At 69.6% G+C, this 15,360-nt stretch carries 13 protein-coding genes; 11 read left to right on the top strand and 2 right to left on the bottom strand.

What is annotated here, in order from left to right; all coding sequences use genetic code 11:
* Positions 1-12 precede the first annotated feature (12 nt).
* The 9 genes from NQK81_RS12015 to NQK81_RS11975 all read left to right on the top strand — a co-directional run bounded on the left by NQK81_RS12015 (position 13) and on the right by NQK81_RS11975 (position 10,421).
* Positions 13-1,401, top strand: a complete 1,389-nt coding sequence (locus NQK81_RS12015; RefSeq protein ID WP_034316415.1) for a glycine--tRNA ligase — start codon at positions 13-15, stop codon at positions 1,399-1,401.
* Positions 1,402-1,807: 406 nt separating this feature from the next.
* A complete protein-coding gene (locus NQK81_RS12010) occupies positions 1,808-2,725 on the top strand; it encodes an ABC transporter ATP-binding protein (protein ID WP_257488241.1) in 918 nt (305 codons plus the stop codon).
* Positions 2,722-3,450, top strand: a complete 729-nt coding sequence (locus NQK81_RS12005) for an ABC transporter permease (RefSeq protein WP_257488240.1) — start codon at positions 2,722-2,724, stop codon at positions 3,448-3,450. Before NQK81_RS12010 ends, NQK81_RS12005 begins: the two co-directional genes overlap by 4 nt.
* A 15-nt stretch (positions 3,451-3,465) precedes the next feature.
* A complete protein-coding gene (locus NQK81_RS12000) occupies positions 3,466-4,662 on the top strand; it encodes a sensor histidine kinase (protein ID WP_257488239.1) in 1,197 nt (398 codons plus the stop codon).
* A complete protein-coding gene (locus NQK81_RS11995; RefSeq protein ID WP_257488238.1) occupies positions 4,659-5,264 on the top strand; it encodes a response regulator transcription factor in 606 nt (201 codons plus the stop codon). Before NQK81_RS12000 ends, NQK81_RS11995 begins: the two co-directional genes overlap by 4 nt.
* Before the next feature lie 32 nt (positions 5,265-5,296).
* Positions 5,297-5,950 (top strand): YdcF family protein, encoded by a 654-nt coding sequence (locus tag NQK81_RS11990; RefSeq protein WP_257488237.1) that lies wholly within the window; start codon positions 5,297-5,299, stop codon positions 5,948-5,950.
* A 39-nt stretch (positions 5,951-5,989) separates the two neighbouring features.
* On the top strand, positions 5,990-7,258 hold the full coding sequence (locus NQK81_RS11985) for a deoxyguanosinetriphosphate triphosphohydrolase (RefSeq protein WP_306856036.1): 1,269 nt from the start codon (positions 5,990-5,992) through the stop codon (positions 7,256-7,258).
* Positions 7,259-7,535: 277 nt separating this feature from the next.
* Positions 7,536-8,612 carry a serpin family protein gene (locus NQK81_RS11980; protein WP_257488236.1) on the top strand — a complete coding sequence of 359 codons (1,077 nt, stop codon included), beginning with the start codon at positions 7,536-7,538 and terminating at the stop codon, positions 8,610-8,612.
* 9 nt (positions 8,613-8,621) lie between these two features.
* A complete protein-coding gene (locus NQK81_RS11975) occupies positions 8,622-10,421 on the top strand; it encodes a glycosyl transferase (protein ID WP_126729458.1) in 1,800 nt (599 codons plus the stop codon).
* Here the strand turns inward: NQK81_RS11975 and NQK81_RS11970 are convergent.
* Positions 10,411-11,646: an aldehyde dehydrogenase family protein gene (locus NQK81_RS11970; RefSeq protein ID WP_257488235.1), complete on the bottom strand. Its 1,236-nt coding sequence runs from the start codon at positions 11,644-11,646 to the stop codon at positions 10,411-10,413. The two genes, NQK81_RS11975 and NQK81_RS11970, sit on opposite strands and share 11 nt — an antisense overlap.
* A gap of 195 nt (positions 11,647-11,841) precedes the next feature.
* Between NQK81_RS11970 and NQK81_RS11965 the strand changes: the two genes are divergently transcribed.
* On the top strand, positions 11,842-12,408 hold the full coding sequence (locus tag NQK81_RS11965; RefSeq protein WP_016332491.1) for a carboxymuconolactone decarboxylase family protein: 567 nt from the start codon (positions 11,842-11,844) through the stop codon (positions 12,406-12,408).
* Between the two features lie 59 nt (positions 12,409-12,467).
* Here the strand turns inward: NQK81_RS11965 and NQK81_RS11960 are convergent, their stop codons facing one another.
* Positions 12,468-13,406 (bottom strand): sigma-70 family RNA polymerase sigma factor, encoded by a 939-nt coding sequence (locus tag NQK81_RS11960; protein WP_257488234.1) that lies wholly within the window; start codon positions 13,404-13,406, stop codon positions 12,468-12,470.
* 51 nt (positions 13,407-13,457) lie between these two features.
* On the opposite strand from NQK81_RS11960, the gene dnaG reads away from it, so the two are divergent.
* Complete coding sequence (gene dnaG, locus NQK81_RS11955) at positions 13,458-15,359, top strand: DNA primase (protein ID WP_503827234.1); 1,902 nt, start codon at positions 13,458-13,460, stop codon at positions 15,357-15,359.
* Position 15,360: the final 1 nt, after the last annotated feature.

Here is a 15,360-nt window from a genome sequence, read left to right as displayed (position 1 = left end):
TCGGAGCGTGGAGTGCCCGCCAACACCATTGAGACCGTCGTCAGCCTGTGCAAGCGTCGAGGCTTCGTTTTCCCGTGTGGAGAGATCTACGGCGGTACCAAGTCGGCGTGGGACTACGGGCCCCTCGGTGTCGAACTCAAGGACAACATCAAGCGCCAGTGGTGGAAGACCGTCGTGCAGAGCCGCGACGACGTCGTCGGCCTCGACTCCTCGGTCATCCTGCCGCGCCAGGTGTGGGTCGCGTCGGGTCACCTCGACGTCTTCACCGACCCGCTGATCGAATGTCTGTCCTGCCACAAGCGTTTCCGCGCCGACCAGCTGGCCGAGGACTTCTCCGCCCGCTCGGGCAAGGAGGTGTCCGAGGACGACCTGTCCGAGGTGCCGTGCCCGAACTGCGGCACCCGCGGGCAGTACACCGCGCCGCGTGACTTCAACATGATGCTCAAGACCTACCTCGGCCCGGTCGAGTCCGAGGAAGGCGTGCACTACCTCCGCCCGGAGACCGCGCAGGGCATCTTCATCAACTTCCTCAACGTGCAGACCGCCGCGCGCAAGAAGCCGCCGTTCGGCATCGGCCAGATCGGCAAGTCGTTCCGGAACGAGATCACGCCGGGCAACTTCATCTTCCGCACGCGCGAGTTCGAGCAGATGGAGATGGAGTTCTTCGTCGAGCCGGGCGAGGACGAGACCTGGCACCAGTACTGGATCGACGCGCGCACCGAGTGGTACAAGGACCTCGGGATCAAGGCGGACAACCTCCGTCTTTACGAGCACCCGAAGGAAAAGCTCTCCCACTACTCGAAGCGCACCGTCGACATCGAGTACCGCTTCGCGTTCAACGCGGGCCAGGAATGGGGCGAGCTCGAAGGCATCGCGAACCGCACCGACTTCGACCTCACCACGCACTCGAACCACTCCGGCGTCGACCTGTCGTTCTTCGACCAGGCCACGAAGCAGCGGTTCCGCCCGTTCGTCATCGAGCCCGCGGCCGGTGTCGGCCGGTCGATGATGGCGTTCCTCGTCGACGCCTACCACGAGGAAGAGGTGCCGAACGCCAAGGGCAGCACCGACACCCGCGCGGTGCTCAAGCTGGACTACCGGCTCGCGCCGTTCAAGGTCGCCGTGCTCCCGTTGTCGCGCAACGCCGACCTCACGCCGAAGGCGCGCGACGTCGCCGCGGCGCTGCGCAAGCACTGGAACGTCGACTTCGACGACGCGGGCGCGATCGGCCGCCGCTACCGGCGCCAGGACGAGATCGGGACGCCGTACTGCGTCACCGTCGACTTCGATTCGCTCAACGACCACGCGGTGACCGTGCGGGAGCGCGACACCATGGCGCAGGAGCGGGTCGCGATCGACAAGCTGGAGTCCTACCTGGCGGGGCGTCTGATCGGCGCCTGAGTTCCGGCTGGGAAGTACGTGAAGGCCCCCTTCATTGCGTTAGGCGCAGTGAAGGGGGACTTCACGTACTTGCCTTCGCGTGTCTGGATGGACGGCACGCGTGCTTAGGCGGACGACACGCGTGATTGGACGGACGACACGCTCGCGACCGGGCTCCGGCGCGTGTCGTCCGTCTGGACACGTGTGCCGTCCGTCCAATCACGCGTGTCGTCCCTTCGATCACGCCGAACCGCTTGCCCAGGCTTCGCCGGCGTTGCGAAAGCCACTTTCGCAACGTTGAAGGTTGCGAAAGTGGTTTTCGCAACGTCGCCCCACCGGCGCCGACCCCCCACCCCTGACAACTGTCACCCTCAGGTCGTGACGCGTGGCCCAAGGCCGGGGCACGCCCGAGCGACAAGCTTCAAACATGCGAGAACAAGACATCACCGCGGGGGCGGCGGTCCGGCTTTCCGGGCTGCGTAAGCACTATGGGGACGTCCACGCCGTCGACGGCGTGGACCTGACGATCGCGCCGGGCGAGGTGGTCGCCCTCCTCGGCCCCAACGGCGCGGGCAAATCCACCACGGTCGACATGATCCTGGGACTCTCGAAACCCGATGCCGGCACCGTGACCGTCTTCGGGCGGGAGCCGGGTGACGCGGTCGGCGACGGGATGATCGGCGCGATGCTGCAGGGCGGCGCGCTCGTCGAGGATCTCACGGTCGCGGAGACCGTCGGCATGGTCGCGGCGCTGCACCGCGAGCCGATGCCCGTGCGCGAGGCGTTGCGCCGTGCCGGGATCGAGGACATCGCGAACCGGCGCTCCACCAAGCTTTCCGGTGGGCAGAAGCAGCGCGTGCGGTTCGCCGTCGCGCTGGTGAGCGACCCCGATCTGCTGATTCTCGACGAGCCGACCGCCGCGATGGACGTCGGTACGCGCCGCGAGTTCTGGAAGTCCATGTACGAGTACACGAACTCAGGTCGCACGGTCCTGTTCGCGACCCACTATCTCGAAGAGGCCGAAGAGTTCGCCGACCGTGTCGTGCTGATGCGGTCGGGCCGGATCGTCGCGGACGGTTCGGTCGCGCAGGTCCGTGCGCTGGCCGGGGGACGCACGATCCGCGCGGTGGTGCCCGCGGCGGCGGAGCCGGTGATCGCGGCGCTGCCCGCGGTCACCGGTCACGAACTCCGCGCCGGCCGCGTGGCGATCTCCAGTTCCGATTCCGACGCGACGCTGCGGGCGTTGCTGAGCCAGGTGCCCGAAGCGCACGACATCGAGATCAGCGCCGTCGGCCTCGAAGGCGCGTTCCTGTCCCTGACCACCAGCGAGGAAGCCGTCCGATGAACCCGACCTACCTCAAGACCGAGATCGTCCGTACCTTCCGTTCGACCAGGTTCGTGCTCTTCGCGGTCGCCTTCCCGGTGCTGATGTTCCTGTTGCAGGCCAACGTCTTCGCCGCGGGCGAAGTGAACATCGCGGGCGTGATCATGGTCAACATGATGGCCTTCGGGGCCTTCTCCGCCGCGATGACGAGCGGCGCGAAACTCGCCATCGAGCGGTCCACCGGTTGGCAGCGCCAGCTGCGGCTGACGCCGTTGACCGGCGCCGGTTACCTCGGCGGCAAGGCGCTCTCGGCGATGCTCGTCGCCCTGCCGGCGCTGCTCGTCGTCCCGCTGGTCGGTGTCCTCTTCCAAGGTGTCCACCTCGACGCCGTCGGCTGGCTGCGGCTCGTGGCGGGTATCTGGCTCGGCGCGATCCCGCTGGTGCTGCTCGGTCTGCTGCTCGGCCAGTTCGGCACGCCGGAGTCGATGCAGCCGCTGAACATGATCGTCATGATGGGCATGGGGTTCCTCGGCGGCCTGTGGATCCCGATCGACGGGATGCCGTCGTGGATGGCCGACGTCGCCAAGGTGACGCCCACGTATTGGCTGATCCAGCTGGTCCGCCCGGTCGTCACCGACCATCTCACGGTGAGTCTCCCGGCCGCGCTCGGTGTGCTGGCGGCGTGGACCGCGGTCCTCGGGACGCTCGTGATCAGGCGTTACCGTAAGGACAGTGCGCGGGTCTGAGAAATGGGTGAACCGGTGAGTGACTACCCGGGCAGGGTCGAGACGGGCTTGAACAGCCGGGAGAACTGGTGGGCGGATATGCCGCCGCGAACCGGCCGGGGACCTCGGCCGAGGCGGTGGGTGTTCTTCGGCCTCGCCTTCATCGTGCCCGGCTTCGCCCCCGCCGTGGTCGATCTGGCCACCGACGGTGCGACCGCGAAAGAGCTGGTGATCGCCGTTCTCCTGCTCTTCTACGGCTCCTGCTACGTGCTGTTCCCGCTCAGCCTGCGGCCTTCCCGGCGGAAGACGACCTACGTCTTCTCGGTGCTGATGCTGCTCATCGGTCTCGCCCTCGTGTTCCTGCACGACAACAACCCGTACGTCCTGATCTACGCGACGGCGGTGCTGGCCTTCACGCTGCCGCCGGCGTGGGCGGTGATCCTGGACGGCGGCGCCCTGCTGCTGGTGCTGGCCGTCCACCTGGTCCTCGGGAAGGACGACTTCGGCGATCTCATCGCGGTCACCTCGATCACGGCGGCGATGTTCTTCATGGCGAACCTGGTCCGCGCGGTGCGGAAACTGGAGGCGGCGAACCAGGAGATCGCGACGCTCGCGGTGGCGGGCGAACGCGAACGCCTGGCGCGGGATCTGCACGACATCCTCGGCCACAGCCTCACCACCATCACGGTCAAGGCCGGGCTCGCCCGCCGGATCCTGGAGAGCGGCAAGGACGACCCCCGCGCGCTACAGGAGATCCGCGAGGTCGAGGGCCTGACCCGCAGCGCGCTCTCGGACATCCGGGCCACGGTGTCGGAGTATCGCGAGGTGTCGCTGTCGGCGGAGGTCGCCGGGGCGCGGGCGGCGTTGCGGGCGGCCGAGATCGACGCGGATCTGCCGCACGCGGTGGACAACGTCGATCCCGCCCTGCAGCGCACTTTCGGTTACGTGCTGCGGGAAGCGGTCACCAACGTGATCCGGCATTCCGGGGCGAAACGGGTGAAAGTCCGCTTCGGCAAGACCTGGCTGGAAGTCGAGGACGACGGTGAAGGCGGCGACGCGACGGCGGGCAACGGCCTGCGCGGGCTCACCGAACGGTTGGACGCGGTCGGCGGGACCTTGACCGCCACCACGCCACCTGGGGGAGGATGGCTCGTCCGGGCGGAGGTACCCGAGTCCGCCTTCCGGAGCGGCGCGCCCGCGCCACTCTCCGATCCCACGGGAGGCTGCGCGTGATCCGGGTCCTGCTCGCCGACGACCAGGCGATGGTGCGCGGGGCGCTGGCCACCGTGCTCGGCCTCGAAGCCGACATCGAGGTGGTCGCCCAGGTCGGCTCGGGAGACGAAGTGCTCCAGCGGGCGAAGGAGACGGCCCCGGACGTCGCGCTGCTCGACGTCCAGATGCCCGGCAAGGACGGTCTCGAAGCCGCCGCCGAGCTGCACGGCGCGCTTCCGCTGTGCCGGATCATCATCTGCACCACCTTCGGCAGGCCCGGGTATCTCTCGCGGGCGATGGCCGCGGGCGCCGCGGGGTTCGTGGTCAAGGACGCTCCGCCGGAGCAGCTCGTGGACGCCGTCCGGCGGGTCCACGGCGGGCTCCGGGTGGTCGATCCCGCGCTCGCCGCGGAATCGCTCGCCACCGGCGCGAGCCCGCTCACCGGACGCGAACACGACGTCCTCAGTGCCGCCAAGGACGGCCGCACGGTGGCCGACATCGCCCGTGCCCTGCACCTTTCCGAAGGCACCGTGCGCAACCATCTTTCGGCCGCGATGGGCAAGACCGGGGCGAGGACCCGGGCCGAGGCGGTGCGGCTCGCGGAAGAGCACGGCTGGCTCTGAGATCGACTCCCCGCTCTGCGAGAATCACCCACGTGAGTACCGCCGAACGGACGAAACCGACTCGCGCGAACTGGGTTCGCCGGATAGTGGCGGGATTCCTGCTGGTCGTCGTCGCGGTGATCGGCGGAACGGCGTTCCGGGTCTGGCAGGTCGCGCGTGAGGACGTGCGCGACCGGGCCGACGTCATCGTGGTGCTCGGCGCGGCCCAGTACAACGGCAGGCCGTCGGAGATCTTCCAGGCCCGGCTGGCGAAGGCGAAGACGCTGTACGACCAGGGCGTGGCGAAGGTGATCGTCACCGCGGGCGGCAAGAAGGCGGACGACAACTACACCGAGGCGCACGCGGGCGCGCAGTGGCTGCGCAAACGCGGCGTGCCCACGGCGGCGACGCTGCCGGTCGGCGAGGGCAGCGACACGCTGCGGAGCCTCCGCGCGGTCGCCGAGCAGGTGCAGAAACGGGGCTGGAAGACCGCTGTGCTGGTCAGCGACCCGTGGCACTCCTTCCGCGCACGGGTGATGGCCGACGACCTCGGGCTCGAGACCTGGACGTCGCCCACCCATCGCGGCCCGATCGTGCAGACCCGCGAGACGCAGGCGCGCTACATCGTCCGCGAGACCGGCGCGCTGCTGTACTACCGCCTCACGAAGTCGCCGGCGGACAGTCTGTTCGGTACCGGCGAGGTCTGACGCCCGATAAGTGTCGGTGAGCACGTTTAGTCTGGTCGGGTGGACACCTACACCGAGGCCGACAGGGCGCGCCTGCTGCCCGAGCGGCCCAAGGGCGCGGCGTTGGAAGGCGCCGCGGACGGGCGGAGCGCCTTCGCCCGTGATCGTGCCCGAGTGCTGCACTCGGCCGCTCTGCGCCGGCTGGCGGGCAAGACCCAGGTGGTCGGCCCGGGGGAAGGGGCCGAGGTCAGCGGTGTGCCCCGCACGCGGCTGACGCATTCGCTGGAGGTCGCGCAGATCGGCAGGGGTATCGCGGACGAGCTGGGCGCGGATCCGGATCTGGTGGACACGGCGGGCCTCGCGCACGACATCGGGCATCCGCCGTTCGGGCACAACGGCGAGCGCGCGCTGAACGAGGTCGCCCAGCCGTGCGGTGGTTTCGAGGGCAACGCGCAGACGTTGCGGATCCTGACCAGGCTGGAGCCCAAGGTCCTGCTCGAAGGCGGGCTCGTCGGCGGGCTGAACCTCACCCGCGCCTGTCTCGACGCCTCGATGAAGTACCCGTGGCAACGTGAAGAAGGCAATGCGAAGTACGGCGTCTACGCCGACGACGCCGAGGTGTTCGGGTGGGTCCGGGAAGGGGCGCCGGAGCGCCGCACCTGCCTCGAAGCGCAGATCATGGACTGGTCCGACGACGTCGCCTATTCCGTGCACGACGTCGAAGACGGAGTACTGGCCGGGCGGATCTCGTTGCGGGTGCTGGCCGACCCGGAGGAACGCGCGGCGGTGGCCGAGGCGGCGCGGCGGTTTTCGCACCGGTCGCAGTCCACTTTGGAGGGTGCGGCGAAGGAACTGCTCGACCTGCCGGTGGTCGCCGAGCTCAGCGAACCGGGGCTCGACGGGTCGCTCAAGGCGCAGGTCGCGTTGAAACGGCTGACGAGCGAGCTGGTCGGCCGGTTCGCGACGGCGGTCGTCGGCGCGACACGGCAGGTGTACGGCGAAGGACCGTTGAGCCGCTACGCCGCGCGGCTGGTCATCCCGGAGCAGGTCGCGGCCGAGGTCGCGTTGCTCAAGGCGCTCGCGCTGCGGTACGTGATGAGCGACAAGCGGCGTCTCGCGATGCAGGACGGCCAGCGTCAGATGCTCGCCGAGCTGGTCGTCGCGCTGTGCCGCCGCGCGCCCGATTCACTGGACGGCCTGTTCCTGCCCGCGTGGGAGGCCGCCTCGGACGACGCGGCCCGGCTGCGCGTGGTCGTCGACCAGGTGGCGTCGCTCACGGACGCGCAGGCGTACGCGTGGCACGCCTGGCATACGGGCCGCCACGGCTGAGAAGGCCGAGCCGCCCGCTCACCCTGCCCCGGCCGACGTTGCGAAAGCCACTTTCGCAACCTTCAACGTTGCGAAAGTGGCTTTCGCAACGTCGGCGGGGGCGGGGAGGAGTCGGTGACCGGCCCCGGGACCGCCGAACAGGTCGCGAAAGCCACTTTCGCGACGTCTGGTGTCCCGAAAGTGGCTTTCGTGACATGCCGGCTCGGCGCCGCCCCTCGGACAAGGCGGAACTTTCGGACAGGAGACGGGCGGCCCCGTCCACGGTACGGTCTGCGGCATGGGCGCTGTCGAAAGCCACCTCCGGTTTGGTCTGGACCTCTATCGGGTGCTGGCGAGCCGCGCGGAGAACGCGTGCTTCTCGCCGTACTCGATCGCGAGCGCGCTCGGCCTGGTGACCCAGGCCGCCAAGGGCAAGACCAGAGAAGAGCTGATCGCGCTGCTCGGCGACCCGGACGAGCTGGCCGACCTGCTGGGCAAGGCCTCGTCGCTGCTCGACGACGGTCCCGAACTCGCGGTCGCGAACACGCTCTGGGCCTGGGACGGGCTCCCGCTCGAAGACTCCTTCCGCGAGGAGCTCGCCACCTGGCCGGGCGGGAAGGTCGAAAGCGCCCCGTTCGGCGACGATCCGGAGGCCGCCCGGCGGCTGATCAACGCCGACGTCGCCGAGGCCACCCGCGAACTGATCCCCGAACTGCTGAAGCCGGGGACCGTCGCACGGGACACCGTCGCCGCGATCGTCAACGCCCTGTATCTCAAAACCGCCTGGACCAACCCGTTCTCGAGTGACAACACCGCGCCCGCGGACTTCCACGCGCCGTCCGGCACCCGTACGGTGCCGACGATGTGGCTCGAAAAGCAGCTCGACCACACCCACGAGGACGGCTGGCAGGTCGTCCGCCTCGGTGCCGAGGGCGGGGTGGAGGCGATCGTCCTGCTGCCGGACGGCGATCTCGACGACGCCGAGCTGGACGCGGGCAAGCTGGCGCGGCTGCTGGAGAACACGCGGTCCAAGACCATCGCCCTGTCGCTGCCGAAACTCGACCTCGACGTCGACAGCCCGCTGACGGCGAAACTCCAGGAACTCGGTGTGCGGACGATGTTCACCGCCGACGCCGACCTCACCGGGCTCGCCGACGACGACCGGCTCGAAGTGTCCGAGGTCGTCCACCAGTCCGTGCTCCGCATCGACGAACAAGGCCTCGAAGGCGCCGCCGCCACGGCGGTGCTGATGCGGCTGACGTCGCTCATCGTCGACGAACCGCTCGAAGTCGCCGTCGATCGCCCCTTCCTTCTGCTCGTCAGGCATGCCTCGACGGGTGTGATCTACTTTCTCGCCCGCGTAGTCGAGCCGTGAGGACGGTCCGTGAGTCTTTTCCAGGCTGAGGCGGAGGTGGAGGCCGAGAAGACTCCCACGAGACCCCGCCGGTTCGCCGCCGCCGACGCCGCCATCATGGGCGGCTTCCTGCTGTTCGCCTTCCTGCTCTACAACGGGCTCTGGCTCGACCTCGAGGAGGGCTATCTCTGGAACAGCGCGTCGGACCAGAACCTGTGGGAGTGGTTCTTCTCCGTCACCGCGGACAACGTGCTGCACCTGAGGAATCCGCTCAGCACGCATTTCCAGAACCATCCGCTCGGCGTGAACCTGATGGCCAACACGGCCATGCTCGGCATCGGCATCCCGCTCTCGCCGGTCACGCTCACCTTCGGCCCGACGGTCACCTGGGCCATCGCGCTCACCGGCGGTCTCGCCGGCACCGCGGCCGCCTGGTACTGGGTGTTCTCGCGGCATCTGGTCACCCACCGGGTCGGCGCGGCCATCGGCGGCGCCTTCGTCGGCTTCGCCCCGCCGATGATCTCGCACGGCAACGCGCATCCGAACTTCGTCGCGTGGTTCGTCCTGCCGTTCATCGCGCTGCTGGTCTTCAAGATCGCCCGCGGCGAACGCCCCGTCCGCAACGGGATCTTCCTCGGCCTGCTGGCGGCGTACCAGATCTTCCTCGGCGAGGAACCGCTGCTGATCTTCGCGATGGCGTTCGCGATCTTCGCCATCGCCTACTTCGCGACGAACCACCGCGAGTTCCCGCCGATGGCGAAACCACTGGGGATCGGCGTCGGCATTGGGGTCCTCGTGGCCCTCGTGCTGTGCGCTTTCCCGCTGTGGTGGCAGTTCTTCGGCCCGCAGAGCTATCAGGCGATCGAGCACGGCCCGGTCGGGAACGACACGGCCGCGTTCACCCGGTTCGCGACGCAGTCGGTCGCCGGGCAGCCGCAGGCCGCCGCGGACGTGTCGATGAACCGCACCGAGGAGAACGCCTTCTTCGGCTGGCCGTTGATCGTGCTGATGGTCGTCATCACCGTCTGGCTGTGGCGCGAGGTCTTCGCGCGGGCGCTGGCGATCTCCATGTTCGTGATGGCTTGGCTCTCGCTCGGCGTGCAGATCATCGTGGTGCACGAGGAAACCGGCATCCCGGGACCGTGGAAGCTCTTCTCGGAGCTGCCGCTGTTCGAGTCGCTGCTGGAATCGCGGCTCGCGATGGGCTGCATCCCGCTGATCGGCGCGCTGCTGGCGTTGGCCACCGAGCGCGTCTACGCGGTCGCGTCGAAACTCCCCGAAGTGCCGGGGGAACGGCGATTCCCGTTGCGGCTGCTGTGGATCGGCGTCGTCATCGCGGTCCTGCTGCCGATCGCGCCGACCCAGCTGATCGTGAAGGAACGGCCGCCGACACCGCGGTTCCTCGCCGACGGCACCTGGCGGAGCTACGTCGCGCCCGGCGGGACCGTGGTACCCGTGCCGTTGCCGAGTTCCGGCGAATCCGAACCGCTGCACTGGCAGATCGACGCCGGACTCGGCTATTCGATGCCGGAGGGGTACTTCGTCGGGCCGAGCGGCCCGGACGACAAACGCGGCCGCTACGGCGCCGTCCAGCGGCCGACCTCGGTCATCTTCGACCAGATCAAGCAGACCGGCGTACCGGCGACGATCACCGAATCGCAGCGGGTGCAGGCACTGGAGGATCTGCGGTACTGGAACGCCGACGTGCTCGTGCTGATCCCGCGCGAACACCAGGACGCCTTCCGGACCACTGTGGACCTGCTGCTGCGGAAACCCGCCGAGTTCGTCGACGGCGTCTGGGTGTGGGACGTCCGGACGATCACCCCCTGAGGCCGGCGCGGCTCGCGGACCACCGCGAGCCCACCGGCATCGCGAGGTGCGCGTTGACCCGGACCGTCCCGCTGCCGAGCCGAGCCGCGACCTCGGCGGCGTACTCCTCGTCCGTGCCCCACACCGAACCGCACAGGCCGGGCGCCGTGGCGTTCGCCAGCCCGACCGCTTCGTCCACTGTGGAGCATCGGACGACCGGCAGCACCGGGCCGAACTGTTCCTCGGTCACGACTCGCATCCCGTCGTGCGCCTCGGCGAGGATCGCCGGGGCGAAGAAGTACCCGGGTCCGTCGAGCGGCCCGCCGGTCACGATCCGCGCGCCGTCCGCGCGTGCCTCGTCGGTGAGTCGGGTGACGCGGTCGTACCGCGGCCGGTTGTTCACCGGACCGAGTTGTGTCCCGGGGGCGCGTCCGTCGCCGACCACCACTCGCGCCGCCACGGCCGCGAGCGCCTCGACGACGCCGTCGTAGGCGGGCCCGACGGCGTAGACCCGCTCGACCGCCACGCCGATCTGACCGCAGTTTGCGAACGCGCTCCAGAACAGCCGTTCCGCGATCGCGGCCGGATCCGTGCCGGGGAGGACGATCGCGGGATCGTTGCCGCCCAGTTCCAGTGTCAGCCGCCGCCATTCCGGCGCGGCCGCCATCCGTTTCCCGGTGTCGGCCGAGCCGGTGAAGTCGACCTGCCGGATCCCGGGATGGGCGAGCAGCCGCTCGCCGAGGGGGTCCCGTCCGGTGAGCACGGTCAGCACGCCCGGCGGCAGCACCTGCGCCAGCATCCGGCCGAGGTGCAGCGTGGTGAGCGGGGTGCGCGGCGACGGCTTGAGCACCACCGTGTTCCCGGCGGCGAACGCCGGCGCGAGTTTCGCGACGGCCGACTGCACGGGGAAGTTCCACGGCGTGATCGCGGCGACCGGTCCGCCGCCGTCGGCCCGCGGCTCCGGCCGCAGCCCGGCGAAGTACCGGAACCGCGACGCCGCCTCGGCGAACTCGGCTTCGGCCTCGTGAAGCGGTTTCCCCTGCTCTTCGGAGAGCACGGGGGCCAGCACGGGCGCGGCCTCCTCGACGACGACCGCGCACGACGTCAGCGCCGCGTGCCGGTCCGAGACGTGCCAAGCGGGCCATGCCCCGGCGGCGGCGCGGACCGCTTTGTCGACCTCGGCGGGCCCGCAGTCGGGGACGGCCGTGATCCGTTGTCCGGTGGCGGGGTCCTCGACGGCGAGCATCGTTCCTCCTGGGGGAGGGGAAAGGGCCGACTCGCCAGCCTACCGTCGATGATCGACTGGGGGTTCCGGCGAAAAGGCGAAATCGAGGCCCCGACCGGCCGCGTGGCGCGCGTCACCGGCGTCACCGGCGTCACTGTCACGTCCGTACGGGCCGTCTCGTCCATTCGGTGACCGCAACCGCACGAGGAGGACACCATGCCGCGTATTCCCGCCGTGAAGACCGCCGAGGCCGGCTTCCTGCTGAAGCTGTTCTACAAGTTCGCCGGCAAGCGCTTCGGCGCCGTGCCCGAGCCGATGGCCGTCTACGCGCACCACCCGGCGCTGCTCCGGGCGAACGGCATGCACGAAATGATGGCGGAGAAGGCCAGCAAGACGCTGCCGTCGAACGTGCGCGAGCTGGCCGTGTACCGCGTCGCGACCCAGCTCGGCTGCTCGTGGTGCATCGACTTCGGGACCATGCTGCAACTGCACGAGGGCCTCGACATCGAACGGCTGAAGAACATCGACGACTACGCGAAGTCGCCCGCCTTCACCCACCAGGAACGGCTCGCGCTCGCGTACGCCGACGCGATGACCGCGAGCCCGGTGACCGCCACCGACGAGCAGGTCGCCGAGCTGGAACGCGAGTTCGGCCGCAAGGGCGTCATCGAGCTGACCTACCAGATCGGCCTGGAGAACATGCGTGCCCGGATGAACAGCGCGCTCGACATCACCGCGCAGGGCTTCACCTCGGGCGACGCCTGCAAGATCCCGCTTCCCTGAAAGACTCCCGCGTTTAGTCCTCTGAATGCGCCCGGGCGCATTCAGAGGACTAAACGCGGTCAGGGGCCGACGCGGGTCCGCGCGGTGGTGAGCTTGTCCGGATTCGCCATGTCGTAGATCGCGACGATCTTCCCGTCGCGGATGACGAACGCGTCGACGTGCTCGTCGAGCGCCCGGTATCCCTCGGAGGCGGCCTGCGGCGGGATGTAGAGCCCGAGATCGCCGTTGACCAGCGCGGGCCTCGCCTGCTCCATCCCGGCCGGGTCGTACATCCGCATGAGGCCCTGGAACAGCCGGGTGACCTTGTCGAACCCGGCGACCGTGCGCACCGCCGTGCGCGCCTTGCCGCCGCCGTCGCCGACCAGGACGACGTCGGGATGCAGCACCTCGGCCACCGCCTGGATGTCGCCGGTGAGCATCGCGGTCATGAACTTCTCGATGATCTGCTGCTGCTCGGCGAGCGCCGTCCGGGGCGGCGGATCGGCGTCGGCGACCGCGCGGCGACCGCGGGAACCGTGCTGGCGCGCGGTTTCCGGCGTGCAGCCCAGGATCTCGGCGATCTCCCCGAACGGCACAGAGAACGCGTCGTGCAGGACGAACGCGACGCGTTGCTCCGGCGTCAGCCGGTCGAGGACCACCATCGCCGCCATGCGCATGCCGTCGTCGCGGACGGCGACGGTCAGCGGATCCTCCGACGACGGCGTCCCCAGCGGGCCGAGGACCGGTTCGGGCAGCCATTCGCCGACGTACCGCTCGCGGCGCACCACCGCGGACCGCAGCCGGTCGAGGCAGATGCGGCTGACGACGGTGGTCAGCCAGCCCTTCTGGTCTTCGATGGCCGAGCGGCGCTGGTCGTCCAGGCCGCTCAGGCGCAGCCACGACTCTTGGACCGCGTCCTCGGCGTCGGACAGCGTGCCGGTCAGCCGGTAGGCGACCGAGACCAGATGGGGGCGCAACGCGGCGAAGTTCCCGGCGAGTTCGTCCAGGGCGGTGCTCATTCCCCGAGTGTGCCGCACAGTGCTCCGGACGCGGGAACTAGAGTGATGAGCGTGGCAGGACGGATTCGGGAAAGCGACATCGCGGAGGTGCGCGAGCGTAACCGGATCGACGAGGTCATCGGTGACTACGTGGCCCTCCGCAACGCCGGCGGCGGCAGCCTGAAAGGGCTTTGCCCGTTCCACAACGAGAAGACCCCGTCGTTCAATGTGCGCCCCACCCACGGCACCTTCCACTGCTTCGGCTGCGGCGAAGGCGGTGACGTGATCAAGTTCATCCAGAAGATGGACCTGATCTCGTTCGTGGAAGCCGTCGAGCGCCTCGCGGATCGCGTGGGGTTCCGGCTGACCTACGAAGGCGGTGGCGGAAGCGTCCAGCGTGATCGCGGCACCCGCGCCCGGCTGATCGAGGCGCACCGCGCGGCGCAGGAGTTCTACGCCGAGCAGCTGCTCACCCCGGACGCGCGGGCGGCGCGGGACTTCCTGTCCGAACGGGGTTTCGACGCGGCCGCCGCGCAGACGTTCGGCTGCGGCTACGCGCCGGCGGGCTGGGACAAGCTCACGAAGCATCTGCTCAACCGCGGGTTCGAGGTCAAGGAACTGCTCACGGCCGGGCTGGCCAAGGAGGGGCAGCGCGGGCCGATGGACCGGTTCAACCGGCGGCTGCTCTGGCCCATCCGCGACGTCGGCAACGAGGTGGTCGGGTTCGGCGCGCGGCGCCTGTACGACGACGACCGCGTCTCGGCGAAGTACCTGAACACGGCGGAATCGCCGATCTACAGGAAGTCGCAGGTGATGTTCGGCCTCGACCTGGCCAAACGCGAGATCGCGAAACGGCACCAGGTCGTCGTCGTCGAGGGCTACACCGACGTGATGGCGATGCACGCCGCGGGCGTCCCGACGGCCGTCGCGTCCTCGGGCACCGCGTTCGGCGAGGACCACATGAAGGTCCTCCGGCGGCTGATGATGGACGACGACGCCTTCCGCGGCGAAGTGATCTTCACCTTCGACGGTGACGAAGCGGGCCAGAAGGCGGCGCTGAAGGCGTTCGAGGGTGACCAGACCTTCGCGGGGCAGACCTACATCGCGGTCGCCCCCGACGGCATGGACCCGTGCGAACTCCGGCTCGCCAAGGGCGACGCCGCGGTGCGCGACCTGGTCGCGCGGCGGATCCCGCTGTTCGAGTTCGCGATCAAGAGCATGCTCAAGGCGTTCGACCTCGACTCCGTCGACGGTCAGGTGGCGGCGCTGCAGAAGACCGTCCCGATGGTCGCGGGGATCAGGGACCGCGCCAGCCGCGACGGTTACGCGTCGAAACTCGCGTGGTGGGTCGGCTGGCAGGACGCGGCGCAGGTGGTGAACCGGGTGCGCGGCAGCGCGGGGGCGGCGGCGAAACGTTCCGCCACCATCGAGGTCCGGCGGCCCGCTCCTTCCTCGGCGGCGGCCGCGGCCGAGGAGGACCTGCCCCGGCCCGCGCCCGGCGACCCGCGGTTCATCGCGCAGCGTGAGGCGCTCAAGGCGGCGCTGCAGCAGCCGATGCTCGCCGGGGCCGAGTACGACGCGCTCCCCGAGGACGCTTTCACCCATCCGGTTTACGTCGCCATCCACAAGGCGCTGCTGTCCGCCGGGGGAGCGGGTTCCGGGCTGACCGGGCCCGCCCTGCTCGACGCCGCCGCCCCGCACTGTCCGCAGGGGACGGTGCGGCGCGTGCTCAGTGAGCTTTCGGTGGAACCGTTGCGCGCCAAGGGCGAGGTCGATTCGCGCTACATCTCCGCGCAGCTCGCGGCGGTGCAGGAGAGCCTCGTCGGCCGCCAGATCAACGAGATCAAGTCGAAGCTCCAGCGGCTTTCCCCGGTCGAGGCGCCGGACGACTACCGCGCCCTGTTCGGCGACCTCGTCGCGCTCGAGCAGTACCGGAAGGCGCTGAAGGAACAGGCCATCGGCGGATTGGACTGAG

Source organism: Amycolatopsis roodepoortensis (assembly GCF_024628825.1).
Classification (GTDB): domain Bacteria; phylum Actinomycetota; class Actinomycetes; order Mycobacteriales; family Pseudonocardiaceae; genus Amycolatopsis; species Amycolatopsis roodepoortensis.
This window is presented reverse-complemented; position numbering and strand designations above follow the sequence as displayed.